12 protein-coding genes and 2 pseudogenes are annotated in these 23,464 nt (G+C 62.5%); 6 read left to right on the forward strand and 8 right to left on the reverse strand.

Going from position 1 to position 23,464, the window contains the following annotated elements:
• Nucleotides 1–139 precede the first annotated feature (139 nt).
• Nucleotides 140–1,348 (reverse strand): lysine N(6)-hydroxylase/L-ornithine N(5)-oxygenase family protein, encoded by a 1,209-nt coding sequence (locus tag NZ585_11040; GenBank protein ID MCS7080565.1) that lies wholly within the window; start codon nucleotides 1,346–1,348, stop codon nucleotides 140–142.
• A 194-nt stretch (nucleotides 1,349–1,542) separates the two neighbouring features.
• On the opposite strand from NZ585_11040, the gene NZ585_11045 reads away from it, so the two are divergent.
• A complete protein-coding gene (locus NZ585_11045; GenBank protein MCS7080566.1) occupies nucleotides 1,543–4,878 on the forward strand; it encodes a TonB-dependent receptor in 3,336 nt (1,111 codons plus the stop codon).
• A gap of 166 nt (nucleotides 4,879–5,044) precedes the next feature.
• Here the strand turns inward: NZ585_11045 and NZ585_11050 are convergent, their stop codons facing one another.
• Nucleotides 5,045–5,935: a dienelactone hydrolase family protein gene (locus NZ585_11050; protein MCS7080567.1), complete on the reverse strand. Its 891-nt coding sequence runs from the start codon at nucleotides 5,933–5,935 to the stop codon at nucleotides 5,045–5,047.
• A gap of 185 nt (nucleotides 5,936–6,120) precedes the next feature.
• Here NZ585_11050 and NZ585_11055 point away from each other — a divergent pair.
• Nucleotides 6,121–8,520: pseudogene (locus NZ585_11055) on the forward strand (zinc-binding dehydrogenase).
• A 281-nt stretch (nucleotides 8,521–8,801) separates the two neighbouring features.
• Here NZ585_11055 and NZ585_11060 read toward each other — a convergent pair.
• A pseudogene (locus tag NZ585_11060) lies at nucleotides 8,802–9,668 on the reverse strand (ferredoxin--NADP(+) reductase).
• Nucleotides 9,669–9,950: 282 nt separating this feature from the next.
• Between NZ585_11060 and NZ585_11065 the strand changes: the two are divergent.
• Together NZ585_11065 and NZ585_11070 are read left to right on the forward strand one after the other, a co-directional pair.
• The gene (locus NZ585_11065) at nucleotides 9,951–11,129 is read left to right on the forward strand and encodes a hypothetical protein (protein ID MCS7080568.1); all 1,179 of its coding nucleotides are present in this window, start codon (nucleotides 9,951–9,953) and stop codon (nucleotides 11,127–11,129) included.
• Between the two features lie 85 nt (nucleotides 11,130–11,214).
• Nucleotides 11,215–14,265 carry a TonB-dependent receptor gene (locus NZ585_11070; protein ID MCS7080569.1) on the forward strand — a complete coding sequence of 1,017 codons (3,051 nt, stop codon included), beginning with the start codon at nucleotides 11,215–11,217 and terminating at the stop codon, nucleotides 14,263–14,265.
• A gap of 130 nt (nucleotides 14,266–14,395) precedes the next feature.
• On the opposite strand, the gene NZ585_11075 is transcribed toward NZ585_11070, so the two are convergent.
• The 3 genes from NZ585_11075 to NZ585_11085 are packed head-to-tail and all read right to left on the reverse strand — an operon-like array spanning nucleotide 14,396 to nucleotide 17,089.
• The gene (locus NZ585_11075) at nucleotides 14,396–15,244 is read right to left on the reverse strand and encodes a ParB/RepB/Spo0J family partition protein (GenBank protein MCS7080570.1); all 849 of its coding nucleotides are present in this window, start codon (nucleotides 15,242–15,244) and stop codon (nucleotides 14,396–14,398) included.
• A 19-nt stretch (nucleotides 15,245–15,263) separates the two neighbouring features.
• Entirely contained in the window at nucleotides 15,264–16,052 is a 789-nt protein-coding gene (locus tag NZ585_11080) for a ParA family protein (protein ID MCS7080571.1), read from the reverse strand.
• Nucleotides 16,052–17,089: a nicotinamidase gene (locus tag NZ585_11085; protein MCS7080572.1), complete on the reverse strand. Its 1,038-nt coding sequence runs from the start codon at nucleotides 17,087–17,089 to the stop codon at nucleotides 16,052–16,054. Before NZ585_11085 ends, NZ585_11080 begins: the two co-directional genes overlap by 1 nt.
• A gap of 169 nt (nucleotides 17,090–17,258) precedes the next feature.
• On the opposite strand from NZ585_11085, the gene NZ585_11090 reads away from it, so the two are divergent.
• The gene (locus tag NZ585_11090) at nucleotides 17,259–20,672 is read left to right on the forward strand and encodes an ATP-binding protein (GenBank protein MCS7080573.1); all 3,414 of its coding nucleotides are present in this window, start codon (nucleotides 17,259–17,261) and stop codon (nucleotides 20,670–20,672) included.
• Nucleotides 20,673–20,751: 79 nt separating this feature from the next.
• Nucleotides 20,752–21,651, forward strand: coding sequence for an aldo/keto reductase (locus tag NZ585_11095; protein MCS7080574.1), 900 nt, complete (start codon nucleotides 20,752–20,754; stop codon nucleotides 21,649–21,651).
• Nucleotides 21,652–21,719: 68 nt separating this feature from the next.
• Here the strand turns inward: NZ585_11095 and NZ585_11100 are convergent, their stop codons facing one another.
• Together NZ585_11100 and NZ585_11105 are read right to left on the reverse strand one after the other, a co-directional pair.
• A complete protein-coding gene (locus NZ585_11100; protein MCS7080575.1) occupies nucleotides 21,720–21,887 on the reverse strand; it encodes a hypothetical protein in 168 nt (55 codons plus the stop codon).
• Nucleotides 21,888–22,011: 124 nt separating this feature from the next.
• Nucleotides 22,012–23,445 carry an AarF/UbiB family protein gene (locus NZ585_11105; GenBank protein MCS7080576.1) on the reverse strand — a complete coding sequence of 478 codons (1,434 nt, stop codon included), beginning with the start codon at nucleotides 23,443–23,445 and terminating at the stop codon, nucleotides 22,012–22,014.
• Between the last annotated feature and the right edge of the window lie 19 nt (nucleotides 23,446–23,464).

Genomic DNA, 23,464 nt, shown 5'->3' on the forward strand with positions numbered 1-23,464 from the left:
AGGTTTTCGCCGTTCATTTTGTCCGCCGCCGTTGGGCGGCGTCATTGTTTCGCTAGCGCGCCGAAAAAGGCGCGCTTTGTTTTTGCTGGACGTTCGCGAGCCACTCGCCACCAGTCCAGAAGCCTTCAGAGGCGATGGATCAAACGACGCCGACTTGGTGCTTGGCATGTCGCCGTTCGACAACCTGTGCCAATCGGTCAGCCGCTTTGCGCGCGCCGGCGATGTTGCGCGCTGTTGGTCCGAGTTCAAGTTCGGCTAGCGGGCCCATCACATACAACCCCCGCGCCCACCGCAGCGCTTTGGAAACAACCGGGTAGCCGCACGGCGCGGTCGGAAGGCCCCACTGCGCTATGGCGGCGTCCAGCCACGCCCCGCCAGGCCGCCGCGCGTCAAAGCCAGTCGCCAACAGCAAACAGTCCGTTTTCAGATTATCGCCGTTGTCGAGATCAAGCACGACGTTCCCGCCAGCAACAACGGCCTTTGCAACGCGCGCTTCCAACAGTGTGATTTCTCCGTGCCGTACTGCGCGTCGCAGGTCGCGGTGTACATCGGGCGGAATAGAGCCCCGATGCCGCGCTTCTCGAATCATCCGTCGCCGGGCGACCAGTGACGGCTCGGCCTCAAACGCACGCATGTACTTCGGTCCGAGCCAACCAGGGTCACTGTCGAACTGATGAATCCGCGCTGGGTGCGGCATGAGCAACGTTACCGTTCCGGGTTGCCGGGTGCTCAATGCCAGCGCCAACTGCGCCGCCGTAATGCCGCCGCCAAAGACAACGGCCTTTCGCCACGCCGGAAGCGCCGCCGTATGGAAGTCACCGTCAAACACATGCCATACTGAGCCACCAGCAACCTTCAACTGCTGCGCCCAGTCCGGCCATGCTGGTTGCTCGCTTAGCCCCAGCGCCAGCAAGACGCGCCGCGCCTCAAGGCTTCCCTCCGGCGTCTCCACTCGCCAGCCGCGTTCCGCAATCGGGGAGAGACCAACAGCGCGTTGTCGAAGATGCCGCCGTTCCAGTTCGGCGTCCGCCACCAATCGCCGACAGTGCGCTTGAAACAAAGCGTAGCCGGGTCGGTCGTAGGGCGCAGCAAACGCCGCCAAGGGGCGACCTTCCGGCGTACGCGCAAACGTTAGCAAATCAAACGCCCCCAGCCCAAGGTGGTGCACAAGCGGCGAGCGCAAAAACGCCATGCCGACGTTTTTGGTGCACTGTGTCCACCGCCCCAGCAAGCTAGGCTGCGGATCGAGGATGCACAGCCGGTCAGCCGGCGTATCCGCCCGCTGCGTCAGAACCAGCGCTGCATGGACGCCGTGAATGCCGCCGCCGACGATCAGCCAATCAAGCATTATCTATACCTACTCCTGGTTTACACTGATTCGTAATAATATTACTTACTTTGAATCAAGATAACTTCGCAAACTCAACTTAATCAAGGGTTTTTCTTAGTCGCTAGGACGACACGAAGCGCCCTAGACGACTTGGCGACAATTTGTGTAGATAAGAACCTTCTCTATCTTGATCGCCTCTCCAGGAGCACGTTATGGCAATGCCACTCACCCGTTGGGTCAATTGCGCCACTTGGTTGGTTGCGGTGATGGTGTTCGGCTTTGGTTTTGCGGCGGCTGCGCCGACTGGGACGATCACCGGCATTGTCCGCGACAGCAGCGGCGCATTTGTCGGCGGCGCGGAAGTCACCGCCACCAACCTCGCCACAAACTTCACCCGGACGGCGACGACGAACGCTTCCGGGCGCTATGTCATCGCCGAGCTGTCGCCGGGGGAATATCGCCTTGAAGTCAAGCGCGACGGCTTCCAAACGGCGGTTGAAACGCGCGTCGTCGTCAACGTCGAAGCCATTGTCTCCAAGGATTTTACGTTGGTTGCCGGCCCTATTAGTGAAACGATGACGGTGGAAAGCGGCGGCGATCTTATCAACCGCGAGTCAGGCGCGTTGGGGACGGTCGTTGAACGCAAGTTTGTTGAAAATCTGCCGCTCAACGGACGCAGCTTTCAGGCGCTCATTGAGTTGACGCCCGGCACGGTGCTTGCAGCGGCGAGCATCACCTCTACGGGACAATTCAGCATCAACGGGCAGCGTACCAACGCCAACTACTTCATGGTGGACGGTGTGAGCGCCAACTTTGGCGCAGCCGTCACAGCGCAGTCGTTCCAGCAGGGCGCAGGAACGCAACCGGCGCTGACGATTCTGGGCGGCACGAACAGCCTCGTGCCGGCCGACGCCATGCAGGAGTTTCGCGTTCAGACTTCAAGCTTCGCGGCGGAATACGGACGGACACCCGGCGGACAGATTTCGATCTCCACGCGCAGCGGGTCGAATGCGTTTACCGGCTCGCTATTCCATTACCTGCGCAATGAGAAGCTTGACGCCAACGACTGGTTCAACAACCGCGACGGCCGCCCGCGCCTGCCGCTGCGTTTGAATCAGTTCGGCGGCACGCTCGGCGGTCCTATCCGTATTCCGGGACTGTATGACGGACGTAATCGGTCGTTTTTCTTTGCGACGTACGAGGGCCTGCGGTTGCTCGTACCGGGGACGATTTTTGTCGCCCGCGTACCGTCGTTGGCGGCGCGGCAGGCGGCGCCGGAGCCGTTTCGCGCCGTCCTCAATGCATTCCCCCTGCCGAACGCCCCGGCGCAGCCGGGCGACCCGCCCGACGCAGCGCGCTACATCACAGGGATCTCTGACCCCTCTGAAGTGGACACCCTCAGCCTGCGTTTTGACCAGAAGCTTGGTCAGACGGCCAGCGCCTTCTTCACCTTTCTCAACTCGCCATCGGGCAGCCGGTTTCGGTCCTTCCCCAGTCAGGAGAACGCCTTTGAGCGGAACAACCGCAGCCTGACCGGCGGCGTGACGTGGGCGATCCGCCCGAATCTGGTGCTGGATACGCGGGTGAACTTCGGTCGTTCACGCGGCAACTTCGACTTCCGGGGCGTCGAACGGGACGGCGCGGTGTTGCCGCCGGACTCGCTGATTTTCCCGTCGTTTGCGCCGCGCGCAACCACGGCCGTTAGTCTTCAAACAATTCCGGGCATATCGGGCGTTTCCGCCGCCAACCTCACGCAGGGGCGAACGTTGGGCCAGCTTCAGCGCCAGTTCAATCTCGTCGGCAGCGTAACCTATGTGGTCGGCAATCACGAACTCAAAGCTGGCGCGGATTACCGCCTGCTGCGCCCGATTCAAGACACGCGGGCGCTTTCCATTAGTTATGTCTTTGCAACGCCGGCCAGCCGCGCCACCGGTGTGCCGACCTCGATTTCCATTCAGGCGTTTGCGCCGGTTACGGGCTTCCGCATCCACAATTTTTCGTCCTTCATTCAGGACACATGGCGCGTGCTGCCGCGTCTGACGTTGACCTTTGGACTGCGGCACGAACTCAACCCGCCGCTGGACGGTGAACGGCTGCCGTTTTCAATTGACGGGTTGGAAAACCCGCTGACGGCGCGGCTGGCCCCGGCCGGCGTGCGCCAGTGGCGGACGCGCTACACGGATTTTGCGCCGCGCTTTGGGATCGCGTATCAGTTCGCCGAACGCACTGGCTCAGCGCTCAATGAACTGCTTGGCGGCTGGATTCTACGCGGTGGCTACGGCCTGTTTTACGACCTCGGTACAGGAACGGCGCTGCGTGGCTTCAACAGTTTTCCCTACAACACCTTTCGAACCATCACCAACCCGGCGCAGTTGCGTTTTCCGGCGAATGAGGCCGACATCCAGCCGCCACCGTTTCTTGAACCTAACAACCTGCCCATCAGCTCCAGCTTTTTCGTTTTCGACCGCAACCTGCGGCTGCCATACACACACCACTGGAACGTCACGCTTGAACGCGCCATCGGGCGCAACAACGCCGTGACGATTTCCTACGTCGGCGCAGCCGGTCGGCGTCTGCTGCGGAGTGAGCAACTGCGCAACTACAACGAGGCGTTTGCGCGGCAGAATTTTGGTCTTGACCGCCCCGTGATTGTCATCAACCCGGCGGTGTTTGGGCCGGCGCCATCGGCGTCGCCGGCAGCCGGGTCACCGGTCGTTGTGACGCGCAACGCGACTTCCTCAAACTACAACGCGCTGCAAATGCAGTACCGGCGGCGGCTCGCGCGCGGCGTACAAGCGTTGGCGTCCTATACGTGGTCGAAATCCATTGACGACGTATCCGATGAGGCTTTTCAGGGCATTCCGCTGGAAGGTTTCAACCAACGATTGGAGCGCGGGCCGTCCGACTTCGACATCCGGCATACGTTCACGATGGCGGTGACGTACGACATCCCGACTTTCTCCGACAACCCTGTTGTCCGGGCGCTGCTGGGCGGCTGGTCGGTCAACGGCATTTTCCGGGCGCGTTCGGGACAACCGCTCAACGTCATCTCACAGTCTTTCGACGTGTTCAACATTGGGAGTACGCGGCGGGTTGACCTTGTACCGGGGCAGCCGACGTTTATCCGCGACGGCAACGCGCCCGGCGGCCGCCGGCTCAACGCGGCCGCCTTTGCTGAGCCGGCGCGCAACCGGCAGGGTACGCTTGGACGCAATAGCTTGCGCTGGATTGGAGCCAACCAATTGGACTTCTCGGTACGGCGAACATTCACGCTGTACGAACAACTGCGGCTTCAGTTTGCAGCTGAGTTTTTCAACATTTTCAACACACCCAACTTTGCGATTCCGGGCGCGCCCGGCGGTCCGGCGCGGCTGCCGAATGGGAACATCGGCTTCAACAATGGAGAGTCGTCAAGCATGCTCGGGCGGGCGCTGGCGGGCGTATCGGGAACAGCGACGCGGCAAACGAGTCCGGCAAGCGGCTTCAACCAACTTTTCCAGTTCGGCGGTCCGCGTTCAATACAGTTTTCACTGCGGTTGGCGTTTTAGCGCCTTTTCCGCAACGCCGTGGCGAATACTGTTTGCGGCGCATCGAGCGGTCGGCGTGCAGCGGCGTTCACGGCACGCCGACCATTGCGCGGACTGCGTAGGCGTTGCCCCATGACGCAGAAACTGCCCTAGCGTTATTCGCATAGGCTCCCGGCGCGCATACCTGTCAACCCACACCGTGCCGCTTGAACCACGCCAGCATTTCTTGCCACGCAGCTTGGGCATCCTCCTTTCGGTAGGACGGGCGGTAGTCAGCGTGAAAACCATGCGGCGCTTCAGGGTACACAATGATTTTTGAGCCGGACTTCCCCTTGGCGAGCGCCTCGCGCATCCGTTCCACCGTTTCCAACGGGATGCCCTGATCCTTGCCGCCATACAGCCCCAGCACGGGCGTTTTCAGCTCCGGGGCGATATCAATTGGGAAGACCAACCGCATCGGGTCAGGTTTGAAATCTGGGTTGTTGCGAGGGTTGGCAACCAGTGCGCCGTACCAAGCGACGGCGGCTCGGATTTTGGGTTCAAAGGCGGCAAACAACCACGTCATGCGCCCACCCCAACAGAAGCCGGTGATCCCCAACCGTTCGATGTCGCCCCTGCCGGTCTTAGCGGCGTAGGCAATGCAGCTAGCCAAGTCCGACAGGACCTGCGCGTCCGGTACCTTGGACACCACCTTTGAGATGATGTCGCCGATGCTTTCCAGCTTCGAGACATCACCCTGCCGCGCAAAGAGTTCCGGGGCGATCGCCATGTAGCCGACCTTTGCTAGTCGCCGGCAGATGTCCTTGATATACTCGTGGACACCAAAAATCTCGTGGATGACAATCACGACCGGGAAAGCCTTGCCGCGTTCAGGCATAGCCTGATAGGCGGGAAACTTGATGTCAGCGTTCGGAATAGCCACCTCGCCGGTTGTAATCCCCTTCGTGTCAGTGATGATGGTTTGGGCGCTGATAGGCTGTGCAGCTAAGGCGAAACCGGCCGCCAGTGAAGTTAGCACAAAGTGGCGCCGGGTTAGTTCGGTGTCGGGCAACAAACTCTTCTCATGCTGTTCAAACATAGGTTCGTGAAAGGCGCGGAGCGTCGCAGCGGAGGGATCTCACCAAAGCGCCCTCAACATAGCGCAGCAACGTGAACCCATGCGATACTGAGAAACACGGTACGCTTTGTGAAAGGTCGGTTTCAGCTATGTCGAATCCTTCCGCCTCCGCTGCGGCCGCTGCTCCGACGGCCGTACCTGACACCTTGCTTGACGCCATTGAAATCCTTGTCGGCGGGCGCAACCTTGACGCTCAGACAGCCCAGTCGCTCGGCTTAGTGGATGAACTGGCGATGGACGCCCATTCGGCGGTTGAGGTTGCGGCGCGGCTGGCGCGTGAGTACATCCTGACCGGCGGCGGGCCGCTCGCCGAAGCGTTTGCGCGGCGGCGGGCGGCATTGGAACGGTGGGCTGCACCACAAACCGGCCTTTCCCGCACCGAGGTCGAGGCCCATCCCCGCGTGGCGCGCTTGCTGGCGCAGGCGCGTGCTGTTGGACGTGAAAAAGCCGTCCGGCGTGTACTCGATTGCCTATTTTTCGGTCTTGAGCACGGGTATGCAGCCGGGCTGAAACACGAAGCCCAAGTGTTCGCTGAAGCCGTCGCCGACCCGGAGGGCGGTCAGGCGGGAATTCAGGCGTTTCTAGACAAAAAGAGCGCGCCGCTGCCGCCGCGCCCGCTCATTATGGTTGGATCGCCGGAAGAAAAGGCCTTGTTGGAACGCGGCGAACTCCTACCAATCGGAACGCCGTTCTATCCGGGTCTCACTCCCATCCCCAAGTACCAATACGCCCAAGGTCTCATCAAAGACCCTGTGACCGGCGCGGCAGTGCACGGCGACCCCAAAGATGTTGAGAAGCACTTTATCGTCCCCGTTCCAGAGCCGCGTCCCGCCGAGGCGCTCGTTTACGTGCTGGCTAGCGAGGTCAACTTCAACGACATCTGGGCGCTGACCGGCATTCCGATTTCCGTCATGGACGACCACGACCAGGATTTTCACATCACGGGTTCGGGCGGCGTCGGTTTAATCGTAGCGCTGGGCAGCGAGGTCAAGCGCGAAGGTCGTCTACAAGTGGGCGATTTGGTTTCCATCTACTCGGGTCAGAACGACCTGTTCTCGCCGCTGGTCGGATTAGACCCGATGTTCGCCGACTTTGGCATTCAGGGCTACCAAGAGCCGAACGGTTCGCACGGGCAGTTTCTCCTTGTGCAGCCCCCCCAACTGCACCACAAGCTGGAAGACCTGACGCTGGAGGCGGCAGGCAGTTACATGCTCAATCTGGGAACCATCTACCGGGCGCTGTTTACAACCCTCAAGATTGAGCCGGGGAAGCGCATGTTTGTCGAAGGCGCAGCGACCGGGACAGGTTTCGAAGCGGTCAAGGTCGGCGTCCGCAACAACGTCAAGGTGACGGGACTGGTGTCCAGCACAGAGCGGGCTGCGTTTGTCAAACGTCACGGCGCAACAGGCGTCATCAATCGGCGCGCGCCAGAACTAGCCGACTGCTTTACGAAAGTCCCGGAGGATCCTGCGCAGTGGGCGGACTGGGAAGCCGCCGGAAAACCACTACTGGATGCTTTCCGCGCCCAGAACGACGGCCAACTCGCCGATTACGTGATTTCACACGCTGGCGAACGCGCGTTCCCACGGAGTTTCCAACTGCTGGGTCCGGGCGGGACGCTGACCTTCTATGGCGCGTCGTCCGGCTATCACTTCACGTTCATGGGCAAGCCGGGTGCAGCCGCGCCTGCCGAGATGCTTCAGCGCGTCGGGTTGCGCGCTGGGCAGTCGGTGCTCGTCTACTACGGCGTCGGCGAGGACCTGGTGGATGAAACCGGCATTGAAATCATCGAGGCCGTCCGTGAAGCGCACGCGCGGGTGGTTGTCGCCACCCGGACGGACGGCCAAAAGGAGTTTGTCGCCAGCCTTGGCTTCGGCGACGCCGTCCGCGGGATTGTGAGCATTGAAGACATTCAGCGGCGCTATGGTGCAGACTTCGTCTGGCCCGAAACCATGCCGGCGTTGCCCGACCCCAAGGCCCAAACAGCGGCCTTCAAGGAAGCCGTCCGTCTTTTTACCGAAATCACATTCAAGCCCTTTGCTGCGTCTGTCGGACGACTGCTGGCTGCGCCGGACAACCCGCGCGGCTACCCTGATATGATTGTCGAGCGCGCCGGACAGGACACCCTTGGCGTCAGCACGATGCTGGTCAAGCCCTACACTGGGCGAGTGGTGTACACCGAAGAGATGGCTGGGCGACGGTACAGCTTCTATGCGCCGCAGGTCTGGATGCGGCAACGCCGGATTGACATGCCGACGGCGAACATCTGGGGGACGCACCTCAACAACGCCTACGAGATTGTAGCGATGAACGACGCCGTCGCCGCTGGCTTGCTGGATGTGACGCCGCCGGTCGTCGTCGCATGGGATGAACTGCCGGAAGCCCACCAAGCAATGTGGGACAACCGCCATGCCGGAGTGACGTACGTCGTCAACCATGCTCTGCCCCGCTTGGGCTTGAAAACCAAAGAAGAGCTCTTTGAGGCCTGGGCCGCACAGTCAGCCGGAGCAACGGCGGCGGATGACGCCTCAGCGATTTTCCGCTGAGGTGTCAGAGCCTAGATCAGCGGCTTGAGAGCGACGGATTATTGTTGGGCGGCGTTCGGGCGACGCCGGTGGAGACGCCTTTCTGCACTTCAAGGCAGGTATCTTCCGGCGGTCAGTTTGTTTTCGGGCGGTTTGCAAGAAGGTAATGGCGCCATAACCCTAGCTGGGGCGTGAGCGTTGCAGGCAACGGCCGCCCAGTCGGCGGAGCGAGCCGTTTTGTCTAACGCGCCATGAGCGCTTCTTGCCCCTGCGCCGACCGGCGGGGTTGCCTTACTGTGGCGTTAGTAGGTCTCAACGTGCCAGCGGTGAGACTTTTCAAGATGCTCGCGGTACTCTGCCCACTGTACGCCGCACTGCGCCGCATATCCAGCGAAGGCGGCGTCAATGCCGTCTTCCATGCCACGCAGTCCACAAATGAACACATGTGTGTTGTCCCGCTGAAGCAGCTCCCATAGCTCGGCGACGTGTTCGGCGACGCGATCCTGAATATACATTCGCCCGCCGCGCGCGTTTTTCTGCTCGCGGCTGATGGCGTAGGTCAAACGGAAGTTCGCGTGCCGCTGGAAATCCTCCAGTTCGTCGCGGTACAGAATGTTCGCCGTTGTCGGAATACCGAAAATCAGCCACGCCAAGCCGCGAAATTCATAGTCGGGATTGCGCTCCCGGAACATACGCCACAGATATGCTCGAAATGGCGCAATGCCAGTGCCCGTCGCCAGCATGATGATGGTCGCGGTAGGGTCATCCGGCAGGAGCATGGCTTTGCCGGTTGGACCGGTCATCTTGACTTCTGCGCCAACCTCCAGCCCGCACAAATAGCTCGAACAAACGCCGTAAACGATTTCTCCTGTCTCTGGATGCGGATACTCCAACCGCCGGACGCACAGCGAAAGCGTCTTGCCGTCGCCCCGGTCGCCATGGCGCGTTGAAGCAATGGAATACAGCCGAAGCTTGTGCGGCTTGCCGTTGGCGTCCACGCCGGGCGGAATGACACCGGCGCTCTGCCCTTCCAAGAAGGGATAAGGGCCGGCCGAGGTGTCGAACACCAAGTGGCGGACGGTACCAATGCCGCCCGGGCCGACCAGTTCACGGTTTTCGAGGCAAACGGCCGTCAGCGGGGCGTTTTGCCGAAAGATGTTCATTGGAATGGCGCGTTTGACGGCCGTTTCAGTGACGGAGCTATGTGTTGCAATGGTCATCGAGCGGAAATCCACACAAACTGTACGATTTCAAACGAAACGCACTCTAGCACGACTGCGCTGCGTTTGGGCAGTCGTTTTCACCGCCGAGGTGCGCACGTAAAGAATCGTCAAACGTTGCTCCCGGCACATACTTGAGCGGAACTTAGCGTCACAACCGGCGTACGAGTCGCACAGACGCGACCGAGACATTCCTGCGCCGTTTCGGCGCGGCAGGTGGTAGAGAACGCCATGCGAACACTCATCATGACCGGATTCCTGATCGGAAGCTTCAGCGCGTCTGGCGTCGCTGGATCAGTGCAGGAGACGGCGACGCAAGCGCCGACCAGCGTCACCATCATCGGCACTGTTACTGAGCTGGACATTGAAACAGCAACCATCACGGTCAAAAGCGACACCGGCGAAGTCGTGATGTTTCCCTACACCGACCAGTCGCAGTTCAAGCGTTTGCCGCTTGGCAAGACCGCACTGGCCGACGCCGTGCCCATTACGCTGGCCGACATCGAAATCGGCGACCGCGTTACGGCTAAGAAGCGCCTGACCCCCGACGGTAAGGTTGCGCCCATCACACTCATGATCGTGATGAGCAAGGGCGACATCGCCAAAAAACAAGAACTTGAACGCGCCGCTTGGCGTGAGCGTGGGACGTTCGGCAAGGTCACGGCCGTAGACGCCGCAAAGCGGACGATTACGGTCGCCCAGCGTACCCGTGAAGGACTTAAGGAACTCACCATCGTCACCACCGACAAGACGACGTTTCGACGGTACACACCAGACTCGGTCAAGTTCAGCGACGCCAAGCCGAGCGACTTCGGCGCGGTGCGCGTCGGCGATCAGTTGCGCGCCCTTGGCAAACGTAGCGAGGACGGTGCGAGCTACGACGCCGAACAGGTTGTTTTCGGCACATTCAAAACGCTGTTGGTCACAGTGGTCGCTGTGGACGCCGACAAGAAGGAAATCATCGTCAAGGACGATGGCGGCGCACTGCTTACGCTCCTCATCACCCCTGATTCCAACCTCAAGCAGGTTCCCGAAGGCGGATTCTTCGGATCCGGCGGCAGGCCGCGTCCCGGTGGGCCGCCGACCGGCGAAGGTGCGCAGCCGGCGGGATCACCAACCAGCGGGCCGCCGGGCGGAGGCTTCAGCGGTGGGCCGGGTCGTTTCATGGGTGGCGGCTTTGATCCGGCGGCGCTTATTGAGTTCCTACCGCCGCTTCAACTCAGCGACCTTAAACCAGAAACCAAGCTTCTGGTCCTCACGACGGAAGGCGCAACCCCCAACCGCGCCACTGCTGTTACGGTCGTCAAGGGGCTTGATGCCCTCTTTGCCCGCTTTGCGCGTCAGGCGGCGGGCGCCGGCGGCGTAGGCTTCGGCGCGGGCGGACTCGAACTCGGCATCGGTCTGCCTTAGTGAAGCGGCCGAAAGGGACAAACCCCCGGCGTCCCAGCAAGAGGACGGTTAGCAATAAAAAACGGCAAGGAAAGAGCAGAGACCAATGAAAAGCATCAAGACCTGGCAATTAGTAGGCTGCGCACTGACCCTTGGCGCAAGCTGGGCGGCGATTGACGCCGTGGCTGCGGCGCAAGAGCGAAGACCATCGGCGGCGGTTGAGGCGGCGCAGACCACCGGTGTTGTTCGCGGCCAAGTTGCGGATGAAACCGGCGCCGTCATCGGCGGCGCCGCCGTCACGTTGACCGACAAAAACGGTAAAACACTGACGACGACCAGCGACGACCTTGGCAACTTCACCTTCGGCAACGTTCCGCCGGGCGACTACACGCTGCACGTTGAGATGGAAGGCTTCAAGCCCTATGACGACAGGACCGTGACCGTAACGGCGGGACGACGGGAAACGGTTTCCATCAAACTGGCGGTGGAAGTCGCCGAACAGGTTCAGGTGAACTCAGAAGCGCCCGTTTCCACGGCGCCGGACAACAACGCCGGGGCGATTGTCCTGCGCGGCAAAGACCTTGAAGCCTTGCCGGACGACCCCGATGACCTGCAAAGCGCGCTGCAGGCGCTGGCCGGGCCGTCCGCCGGGCCGAACGGCGGGCAAATCTTCGTGGATGGCTTTTCCGGCGGCCGGCTGCCTTCCAAGAACGCCATTCGGGAAATTCGCATCAACTCAAACCCCTTCGCGGCCGAGTTTGACCAGATCGGCTTTGGACGGATTGAAATTCTCACTAAGCCGGGCAGCGACGACTTTCGCGGCTCAGCGTTTTTCAACGCCGGCGACGCCATTTTCAACTCGCGCAACCCGTTTACGCCGCAGCGCGCAGCGTTTCAGCAGCGACTGTACGGCGTCAACCTCGGCGGTCCCGTCAAGAAAGGCAAGGCGTCGTTCGCCTTTGACTTTGAGCGCCGCGAAACCGACGACAACGCCAACATTAACGCGACGATTCTTGACGCCAATCTTAACCCAGCGGTTTTTGCGCGCGCGGTTGTCGTGCCGCGCCGCCAGTGGGAGATCACGCCGCGCTTTGACGTGCAGTTGAGCGAGAAACACACCTTAGTCGGGCGCTACAGCTTCAACAGCAGCCGCGTGAGCAACGGCGGGTTGTCGTCGTTCACACTGCCGGAACAGGCGTTGACGAACGAACTGCGCGACCATCGGTTTCAACTGACCGAAACGGCGATTCTGTCCCCTTCGGCGGTTAACGAAACGCGCTTTCAGTTCACCCGCACCACCACCGCCGTTATTCCGGCGCTTGACGCCCCGGCGCTCAACGTTCAGGGAGCGTTCAGCGGCGGCGGCGCGCAGACAGGCAACGCGCGCACCACGTCGGATCGCTTTGAAGTCAACAACTTCACGACATGGACGACTGGCAACCACACCCTCAAGTTCGGCGGACGCTACCGCTACGTCGGTAACGAGGACATCTCACCCAACAACTTCGGCGGGACATATATCTTCGCCGGCGGCGTCGTGCCCGAACTCAACGCCAACAACCAGCCGATTCCTGGCTCGTTTGTTCAGATTACGAGTCTGGAACGCTACCGCCGGACGCTACTGGGACAACGGTTGGGCTTGACGCCCGCGCAAATCCGCGCCATCGGCGGTGGGGCGAATCAGCTCACGCTGGCGGCCGGCGACCCGCGCGCGACGGTTGAACAGCACGATGTCGGGCTGTTTGTGCAGGATGATTGGAAAGTCCGCCCCAACCTGACGTTGAGCTACGGTTTGCGCTACGAAAACCAGACTAACATTTCAAGCAACTTCAACTTCGCGCCGCGCGTCGGGCTGGCGTGGGGACTTGACGGGCGCAACGGCGGGCAAACGAAGACCGTTCTGCGCTTTGGAGCCGGCGTTTTTTATGACCGGGTGAATGAGTCATTGACGCTGCAAGCCCGGCGGTTTGACGGGCGGACGCAGCAGCAGTTTGTCGTGACCGATCCGACGATTCTCGATGTGTTTCCGGCCATCCCGTCGCTTGATCTGTTGGCGCCGTTCCGGCGGGCGCAAAACATTCGTCGCTTGAACGCCGACATTCGCGCGCCCTACTCCATCCAGGCCAACATCGGGATTGAGCGGCAGTTGCCCAAGGGATTGACGGCTTCGGCCAACTACGTTTTCAACCGGACGTTGCATGGCCTGCGGACACGCAACGTCAACGCGCCGCTGCCGGGAACGTTTGATCCGCGCGTACCAGGCAGCGGCGTCTTCCCGCTTGGTCCTATTGGAAACGTGTTTGAGACGGAGTCCACCGGCAAGTTCACGCAGCACCAGCTCATCATCGGCGTGCGGACAGGCTTCAACAGTCGCTTCTCGCTTGGCGCATTTTACCGGCTCTCGAAGGCGGAAAGCGACACGGACGGCGTGTTTAGCCAGCCGGCCGACCCCTACGACCTGCGCGCCGAGTTCGGGCGCTCCTCGCTCGACATTCGGCACAATCTGTTTATGTTCTCCAACTTCAACCTGCCGTTCGGCGTGGCGCTCGCGCCCTTTGTCATTGTTCGCAGCGGCGCGCCCTTCAACATTACGATCGGGCGCGACCTCAATGGCGATACAGTCTTCAATGACCGCCCAGCGTTGGCGACCGACCTCAGTCGACCGAGCGTCGTCGTGACGCGCTTCGGCGCGTTCGACACTGACCCGCTGCCGGGACAGCGCATTATCCCGCGCAACTTCGCTGAAGGGCCGGGCTTTTTTACGATCAATCTCCGGTTGGCAAAAACCTTTGGTTTCGGCGCGGTGCGGGAAGGTGGGAATCGGGCGGACGACAGTGGGCGCGGCGGCTGGCGCGGAGGAGGAGGCGGCGGACGCGGCGGCGGTTTCGGGGGCTTTGGTGGTTTTGGCGGCTTCGGAGGTTTTGGCGGTTTCGGTGGGGGCGGCGGCTCCGACCGCCGCTTCAGCCTAACCTTCAGCGTCCAGATTCAAAACCTCCTCAACCGCGTCAATCCAGGGCCGCCGGTCGGCAATTTGGCGTCGCCGTTTTTCGGAACTTCGACTAATACGGCGGGCTTTTTCGGTGGGCGCTTCGGCGGCGGCGAACCCGTGGATGCTGGTAACCGGCGCGTCGTGCTGAGCCTGCGATTCAACTTCTAGTCATTATCGGAACTTCCGTAGGGAAAAGGCGCGACGCACTGGCTGCGTCCTGCCTAGCTCACATCAAGGCTTCTGTTTTCAGGACTTTGCGGCGTTGTCAACGTGTTGACAACGCCGCCTGACGACGCGCCTATTCCGCTTCGTTCAGGCGGTCAAGCGCGGCTTCCAGCGCCGCCCGGAGGTCGGCTCGCGTCGTCGCCGCCCGCCGCGCCGTCGTCGTCACTATCACCCGCAGCGTCGCCTGCCGACCCGGTACACGGTAGGTGAACTGAAACACCCGCCCGCCAACTTCGCCTAATGACCCAGCGGCAGACGAAGGCGCAGGGGTAACAGGCGGCGCCATAACTAACCGCTTTGCGGCCGTTAGGCGGCGCGCGGGCGCCAGCGCTAACAAATCCAACAGCATTCGCAGGGAACAGTTCGGATGCGTCGCGCACACGTCCAGAACTTCGTCGCCCAGATCAAGCACGCGCAGCCACATCGCTAGCGCCGATCGCTTCATCCCCAACGCTTCGGCCGCCTCCGCCTGCGTCCGAAAACGGCGTGCGACTGCGCCCAGCGCCCGCGCCTTCTCAACCGGATGGAGGTCTTCGCGCTGAAGGTTTTCCACCAGCGCCAACACCTGCAAATCGGCGTCCGAAACGTCGCGCCGCAGGATAACCGGCGCGTGCGTCAAGCCGGCCGCCGCCGCCGCCCGCCATCGGCGATGACCGGCAATGAGTGTCACTCGGCCATCTGGCTCGCGCCGTCCGATGAGCGGTTGCAAGACGCCGTGCCGCCGGATGGAGTCGGTTAGGTCACGCAGCGCCTCGGCGTCAAACGTCCGGCGTGGTTGGTAGGGATTTTCCCGCAAATCCGCGAGCGGCGTTTCAACGACGCCGGCGTCCGTGCCGAGTTCGGCCGCCACATGGTCGGCCAGCGCCGACAATCGCGCCGGCGACAACGTCGGCGCGTCGGAAAAACGCTTGACCTTTGACATAAAACGCTCCTTTCCAGCCCTACCGCTCCCCTTCCACGCCAGCTAGCAGCGCCGCCGCCAGCGCCGCCACGTCCGCCGCCGCTGGACACTTCGGCGCATACCGCTGCAGCGGTTGACGGCGTGTTCCGGCCTCGGAAACAGCCACGTAGTCCCGAATCGGCGCAAACACCTGGTAGCCGAACGACGGACAGATGCGCCGCGTCAACTCCTCATAATGGTGGCGGTGCAGCACCAGACGCGGATTGTAAAGCGTCGGCACGACGCCCAGCACGCGCAGCGGCGTAAGACGCATGTTTTTCCGCCGTCGCTGCGCCTTGACGATTTCAAGCTGCACCTCGGCGAAGCTCTCAACGGACTTCGCCTCGGTCTGCACTGGCGCGAGCAGCGCATCCGCTGCCAGCAAAATCTGGAGCGTGATTTCGGAAATCTTCGGCGGACAGTCGAACAACACCCAGTCATAGTCGGTTAGGTGCGTTTCCGCTGCCGCCAGCAGCCGCGCCGGATCGCTTTGCTGCATGAGCGCCAGTTCGTCACCGATAAGAAACCGGTTCGCCAACCCCACGGTCAGGTCAAAGGACGTCGGATGGACGACCGGCGGCCTGTCGTCGCCGTCGCATATGGTCGCCCAGAAGGTGTCGGCGCGCGGTCGGACAGCGGGCTCTAGCCCCAGAAAACTCCCCAACGTCCCCTGCGGATCGGCGTCAATGAGCAACACGCGCCGGCCGCGCATTGCTAGTTCATACCCCAGATCGCGCGTCAGCGAGGTTTTGCCGACGCCGCCTGACTGATTGAACACCGCCAATCGCATCAGCCCCACCACTGTTCCACCGGATCAGTCGTCGTTAGGACGCGCGCCCCGGCCGCTTGAAACTCGGCTAACGCCGCCTCGGCCGCGTCAGTGAAATCCGCGCCGGGCGCGACGACCGGTGCCATGGCGTCCCGCAGCAGGACAATCCGGTGCGCTAAGTATGGATTGCGTTCCCGAACGAAAGCCAGTAGATCGGCAACGCTCGCTGCTACGCAGTGACTCGACGCCAACCCGGCGACCAAGACCGCGTCTGCTGTTAGCAACCGCTCCAGCAACGCCATATTGCGCGTCGCGCGCGGCAGCGGCCGTCCGTCCCAACTTGTCGCCACCTCTGGCGCAAACACCGAGTAGTGTTCTGTCAGGGGGCTGTCGCCCTTGAGTTCCGGCGCGTTCGCCGCGCCGCGCGCAAAAGCGTGGAAGAGGCGCGCGTCGTCCAGCGCTCCGGCCAGCCGGTGTCCAGCCGTTCCTATCAGACAGTGATAGGGCCAGATGTGTAGCGCGTACTTGCCGGACGCCTCCAACCGCGTGCAATAGTCGGTGAATTGGTGAGTCAACCACTCGACCGTCACCCCCAGTTGCGCCGCCAGCGCCGGGTTAGGCCGGTAGCGACCGGCGCGGTAGTCTGCAGCCGTAATGGTTGTGTACGGCGCGACAAAATCCCCATCTTTGGTCAGATGCGCGCCGGGGAAAAACACCTGATGGGGTAGGTGGCTGTCAAGCGTACAGGTAATCTCCGAAATGACGCCTAGGCGCCGGTAAATGAACTCCACCACGCGCCGCAGCGCATCCGTCCCGCCAGTTCCCGACCGGCCGGCAACGTAGAGCGCCCCCGACGGAAAGCAAAAGTCCACCTGCATATCAATGACGAGCAGGTGCGCACGGCGGGTGTCCGCAGCCGCCGGCGGCAATCGGTGGGTTTCGCGCCACCGGTCGGCGGCGGCGAAGAGCGCGTCCGGCCCGGCACCAAGGTAGTCAGCCTGCAGGGTCTGGAAGGCGCTGTAATGGGGCGGAAGCGGTAAGTCCGGCGCAACAGACATATGGGACGACGACCCCCGACAGCAAGCAAGTATGGCACGACGACCTAACGTGCTAGGTGGGACTTTGGGTGGCGACGCCCTGTGCGTCAAGCGGATTGGACGGTCTAGGACAAGGCGGGTTACTATAGCGGCCGGCTCGGTGGTTTTCATAACCAATGATCCGGATGTCATGCTCGCGCTGCTTCGCTCGCTGTTGTGTTTTCTTGCGCTGTGGCCGGCTCTTGCGTTGCCGGCGTTCGCACAGGCTGCCACGTGGTCAAATGCGCTGCGCTTCCAGCGTTTTGAGCGCAATCAGGAGCTTTCCAACCTAGCCGTCCGGTGCATCGTGCAGGACAAACATGGCTTTCTCTGGATTGGCACGGAAGACGGCCTCAACCGCTACGACGGGCGGCGCATTTTCTCGTACCGCCACAACCCCGATGACCCGCACAGCCTTCCCTCCAACATGGTGATTGGCCTGTGCGCCGCCCGCGACGGCGCGCTCTGGATTCTGCCTAGCAGCGGGGAGTTGTGCCGCTATGATCCAACCACAGACCGCTTCATTCGCGCCTCGCTGCCCAAGCTGGAAAGCAAGAGACGGCGGTACACCAGCGCGCTTTACGAAGACGCACAGGGCAATTTGTGGATTGGCGGCGACGGTTATCTCATCCGCTACCGTCTGAAGTCCGAGCAAGCCAAGCTGTTTCCGCTGCCGAACGTGGAACGGCCGGGGCTGCCGCCGCTGACTTACCAGTACGTGCAGAGCCTCACCGCGTCGCCGGATGGTCGCGTATGGCTGACGTTCGCCGACCGGCTCTGGCGCTTCGACCAACAAACGGAGCGGTTTGTCCAACTGCTGTCGGACGAAGACCGACAGCAGTATGCCGTCGCTTACCATCCAAACGGGCGGCTGTACATCAGCACAGGGAAGGTTGGGTCGGATGATTGGGGCTTGACGGAGTATGACGCGCAGGACGAACGGGTGATCACTTTCCACCGATTCAATCTACCGCCGGGCGGTTCGCGATACGTTTCCAACCTGACCGCCGACGGCGACTTTCTCTGGGCAGGCGTCGTCGGCTACGGCGTCGTCCGCTTTGATGTCCGGTCTAACGCCTGCCAACTCGCTCCTTATGCGCCGACCAATCTACGCAGCCCGGTTGGCGACCTGCCGTTGGTCGTTTACCGCGATCGGTCGGGCGTCATCTGGGTCGGCGACGGACGGTTCGGACTGTCCAAGCTCACGCCCTACGCCGCCTATTTTAAAACCTATCGCACCGACCCGGAGCGTCCCAACACGTTGAGCGACGGGTACATCCGTGGGATGTGCGAAGACAAGGAAGGCGACTGGTGGGTCGGCACGTACGGCGGACTCAACCACTTGAGCCGCACACAGCGCACAATTCGCGCCTACCAGCATCGTCCGGGTGACGCGCAATCGCTGGCGCACGACAAAGTCTGGGCGGTGCTGGAAGACCGAGCAGGACAGCTCTGGGTCGGGACAGACGCCGGATTGCAAACCTTCGACCGTCGGACTGAGCGGTTTCGTCCGTTTCCGATGCCGCCGAACGAAAACAGCCGCCCGCAGGCAATCCGGGTCATCTACGAAGACCGCGACGGCGCGCTACTCGTTGGCTCCGAGAGCGGGTTGTTCACCATCTCGCCCGACCGCCGCAGCGTCAAGCCGACGTTGGAGGGCGTGGCGCTGCCGTCGCCCTTTGACAAGGAAGCGTTGGCGGTTGAGGCGCTGGAGCGCACACCTGACGGCGCATTGTGGATTGGCCATCGGCTGGGTGTATTGCGGCTGGCGCCGGACGGCAAGGAACTGCGCGGCTGGCAGTCGGCGTTGGGGCGGCCCACGTCAGGCGTGCCGACCGTGTGCGCCTTTCTCACCGACAGCCGGGGACGTTTCTGGTTGGCGACCAAAGGCATGGGGCTGCTGCGCTACGACGCCGCGCAAGACCGCTTTTACGCGCTGACCGAACGGCAGGGGCTGCCGCACGACAACGTTTACGCCGTCCTTGAAGACAAGCGTGGGCGACTGTGGATCAGCACCGACAACGGTCTGGCCCGCTACGAGCCTGACACGGGCAAGATTCGGCACTACCGCGCGGAAGAAGGGCTTCAGGGCAGAGAGTTCAACCGCCGGGCGTATCTCAAGACGCGCGCCGGAATCATGGTTTTCGGCGGGACGCAGGGACTGACCGCTTTTCCGCCTGACGAATTGGAGGACAACCCCCACCCGCCGCCAGTCGCCGCGTTGGTCAAAGCCACCGGCAAAACCTTTCTGGCAACGCCGGACAATGCCGCCGTGACGCTCAACTATGAGGACGGCGGCGTGACGCTCCTTTTGGCGGCGCTGGATTTCAACGCGCCGGACGCCAACCAGTTCGCCTATCGCATCGTGGGCCGCGACCGCGACTGGCGGCCGCTCGGAACCCGAGATGAGATCACCTTAGCCGACTTATCACCGGGCAGTTGGATTATTGCCGTCAAAGCCGCCAACAATGACGGTCTGTGGAACGAGAATGGTCTCCAGCTCAAGCTTTTCATTCGTCCGCCGTGGTGGCGCTCGTGGTGGGCGTACGCCGTCTATGCGCTGCTCGCCGTCGGCGCGCTGGGCGGGCTGTATCAGGCTCGTCTGTACCGCGCGCGGCTGCTGACGAAGACGCGCGTCGCGCAGGCGAAGCTGGCCGCCAAGAACCGCGCCGTCCGCAAGCGGGCGAAAGTGTCGCGGCTGCTGGCTGCTAAAAACCTCGAATTGGCGGAAGCCAACGACCGGCTGCGCGAACTTGACGCCGTCAAGCAGCGGTTTACAGCCATGCTCGTCCACGACCTCAAAGCGCCGCTGGCTTCGGTGCGCATGCTACTGGACTTACTGGAAACGCTCATTGTGGACAAGATTGATGCGGAAATCCGGGAAATCATGCACAACACGGCGCTGAGCGCCGACCGGACGCTCCAACTCATCAATGAGATGCTCGAAGTGATGCGCGCCGAAACGACGACGCTCCAGCTCAACATACAGCCCGTGTCGCCGAAGGTCTTCCTGGAAGCGGCGCTGGCGACGGCGCGCCCGTTGGCGGCGGCAAAAGGACAAACCTTGACGGGTCTGATTCCCGACGACCTGCCGACGATGTCAGCCGACGCCGGCAAACTGGAGCGCGCCGTGACAAACCTGCTTTCCAACGCGGTGAAGTTTACGCCGGAAGGCGGGGAAATTACGCTGGAGGTGTCGGTCGTCGCCGGGAAGGGCGTCGAACGGGGGCGTGAACTGCTGCTGATTCAGGTGATTGACACCGGTCCCGGCATTCCTGAAAAGGACGTACCGTACATCTTCGACCCGTACCGACAGGCGACCGCGCAGCGCGCGGTGGGCGTCGGGCTGGGGTTGGCGATTGTTCGCAACATTGTCGCGGCGCATGGCGGCAATGTAAACGTACGGAGTCAGGTCGGCGTTGGGACGAACTTCATCATTACGTTGCCGACCGGCCGGCGCATCGAGCGGATGACTGTGGGCGGTGATGAGTCCGCATCCGGGCAGCCTGGCCGCCGCCGCTGCTCCGTAGCGAGTGTGCTTCCACCAAACGCAAGTTCTGTATAGCACACGCTTTCAGATGCCTTGGGCAGGCCGATCACGCCAAACCACATCAACGCAACATTAGCGATGTGGGGAGTGCGCAATGGAATACCGCCGACTTGGACAAACCGACATGCACGTAAGCGCGCTGGGGTTCGGCGGCGCGGAAATCGGCTTTACGCCCGGCGTCACCCAAGGGCAGGTCACAGCGCTCATCGGCGCGGCCATTGACGCCGGCCTCAATGTTATTGATACAGCCGCAGCCTACCAGTCCAGTGAAGCCATGCTTGGCGTAGCCCTCGCCGGACGGAGGCAAAACGTCTTCCTGTTTACAAAGTGCGGCGCGACGGATGGCTTCACGCGCTACGACTGGTCGGAAGCAGGCGTGCTGGAACACATCGCGGAAAGCCTGCGCCGCCTGCGAACCGATTACCTCGATCTGGTCCAACTGCACTCCTGCGACGCGGAAACTCTCCGGCGAGGCGAGTGCATCACCGGACTGCAACGGGCGCGGGAACGCGGCATGACGCGCTACATTGGCTACAGCGGCGACGGTGAGGCGGCGAAATTCGCGGTTGAACTCGGCGTCTTCGACACACTGCAAACCTCGATCAACATTGCCGATCAGGAGGCGATTGATCTGACACTGCCCCTGGCGCGGGCGCGCAACATGGGCGTTATCGCCAAGCGTCCCATCGCCAATGCCGCATGGCGTACGGGACGGCGGCCAGACAATCCCTACCACCACACCTACTGGGAGCGCCTCCAAAAACTCAACTACGATTTCCTCAAATGGGACGTGGACGCCGCCGTTGGCTACGCGCTGCGCTTTACCCTCTCGCAGCCCGGCGTACACACGGCGATTGTCGGAACGACGCAGGCCGGCCGCTGGGAAGCCAATGCGCGCCACGTCGCCGCCGGCCCGTTGCCGGAAAGCGACATCGCGGCGATTCGCGCCCGCTGGCGGGAAGTCGCCGACGCGACGTGGGTCGGACAAATCTGACGTCCGGCGCGGCGGCCGTTCGGTCGCCGCTCACGTCTCGCCCAACAGGCGCAGCAGGTTCTCGCGGGTCAGCAGAGGGCGTACAACCCGCGACGCAGTTGGTAGAGGCGGCCGGCCGTCGTCCAGCGCGAGAGTTGACGCCGCACGTCGTTCGGGTCAACCGCGCCGGCTAGGAGCAATCCGGTCTCGAAGACCGGCTCGTTGCCGACCAGTCGGAGGAGTTCTGCAAATTCCATGGCTGGATTTTGCCGCGCATGGCAAGTTCCTGCGATGAAAACTTGCCACGTTTTCCGCCCAATGTAGCGCCCTCTGACGAGACCTCCGATGAGCGAGCGCCGTCATGCTTGCGCGGGAACGGCGCTAACGCGCCAAGACGCGCACCAAGATGCCCAAACGGTCGGCCAGCGTCCGCGCCGCCGTCCCAAAACCGAAACGCAACGTATCCACTAGCCGATCAAACGGCGAGGCGGTTCCGGCAGGCGGGCCGTCCAGCACAAACGCCGCAAACGCCGCCGCAAGGCCGTCGCCGCCGTCGGCGACGACATTCCAACCGGGACGAAAATTCGACGCCACGCCCTCCAGCATCTGCACCAGCCGAAAGGCGTAGAGCAAATCGGGCGGAATGACGAATTTGAGGTTCGAGTGTCGCCGGAGGAGGTCTTCCAGCGCCGCAACGCGCTCACGGGTGTTGTTGTTGAAGGCGACGCTCAGCCGCGCAAACGCCGCCACAAACCGCTCCGCTTCAGCGCGGGGCGACTCCGGCGACAGCATGCCCGATGCGTAAAGACAATCCACCACCCGCCCCATGTCGCCGCTGAGCGCCGCCCGCGCCGCATCGTAGAGCGTTCGGCGCGTCGCCTCCGACAGTTCGCGCACCAACCCGAAGTCAAGCAGCACCAGCGTACCGTCAGGCTGGACGAGAAAATTCCCCGGATGCGGATCGGCGTGGTAGTAGCCGTCCAGCAGCATCATCCGGGCGTACAACTCCACCAAGCGGTTGAGCAGCGCGTCGGTGTCCACGCCCCATGCGCGCAACCGGGCGACATCGGCGATGCGCGCGCCGGGGCAGAACTCCAGCGTCAGGACGTTCGGCGTGCAACGCGCCGGAACGGTGTACGGCACGTAAACGCCCGGCATGCCCGCCAGTTGCTCGCGCAGGCGTTCGGCGTGCTCGCGTTCGGCGGCGAAGTCGGCTTCCTCGAAAAAGCCCGACTCGATGGCGTCCAGAATGTCGTCAATCAGCTTCCACTGGCGGCGCGGGTCAATCCGGCGACCCAGATACGCCCACCAGCGCAGCAGACGCAGATCAAGCGCCAAACGCTCGCGCGTGTCGGGACGCAGAAACTTCACCACCACGTCCCGTCCGGCGTAGCGCGCGCGATGCACCTGCCCGATGCTCGCCGTCGCCAGTGGCGTCTCGTCAAAGGCGTCAAACGCCAAGGCGAGGGGCATGCCGAATTCGCGTTCAAGCGCCGCCCGAACGTAGCGAAAATCCACCGGCGTAACGTCATCCTGCAAACGGCTGAGTTCAGCGACATAGGGCGGCGGGAGAAAATCCGCGCGCACGCCAAGCAGTTGCCCCAACTTGACGAAGATGACACCCAACCGCTCGCAGGCTTCGCGCAGCCGCCGCGCCGCACGGGCATCAAGCGCGTCCAGGTGGGGCGACGCCGGGCGCAGCGTCGCCCAAACTAAGCGCCGCGCCACCAGCCAGAGCACCGGCGTCAGCATTGTCAGGATGACACAGGTCCTCCGCAGCAAAGCGAACGGACGCGCCGGTTGAACGGGAGTCACAGAACTTGCCTCACGCGGA

Origin of the sequence: Chloracidobacterium sp. (assembly GCA_025057975.1) — a bacterium.
In the GTDB taxonomy this organism is placed as follows: domain Bacteria; phylum Acidobacteriota; class Blastocatellia; order Chloracidobacteriales; family Chloracidobacteriaceae; genus Chloracidobacterium.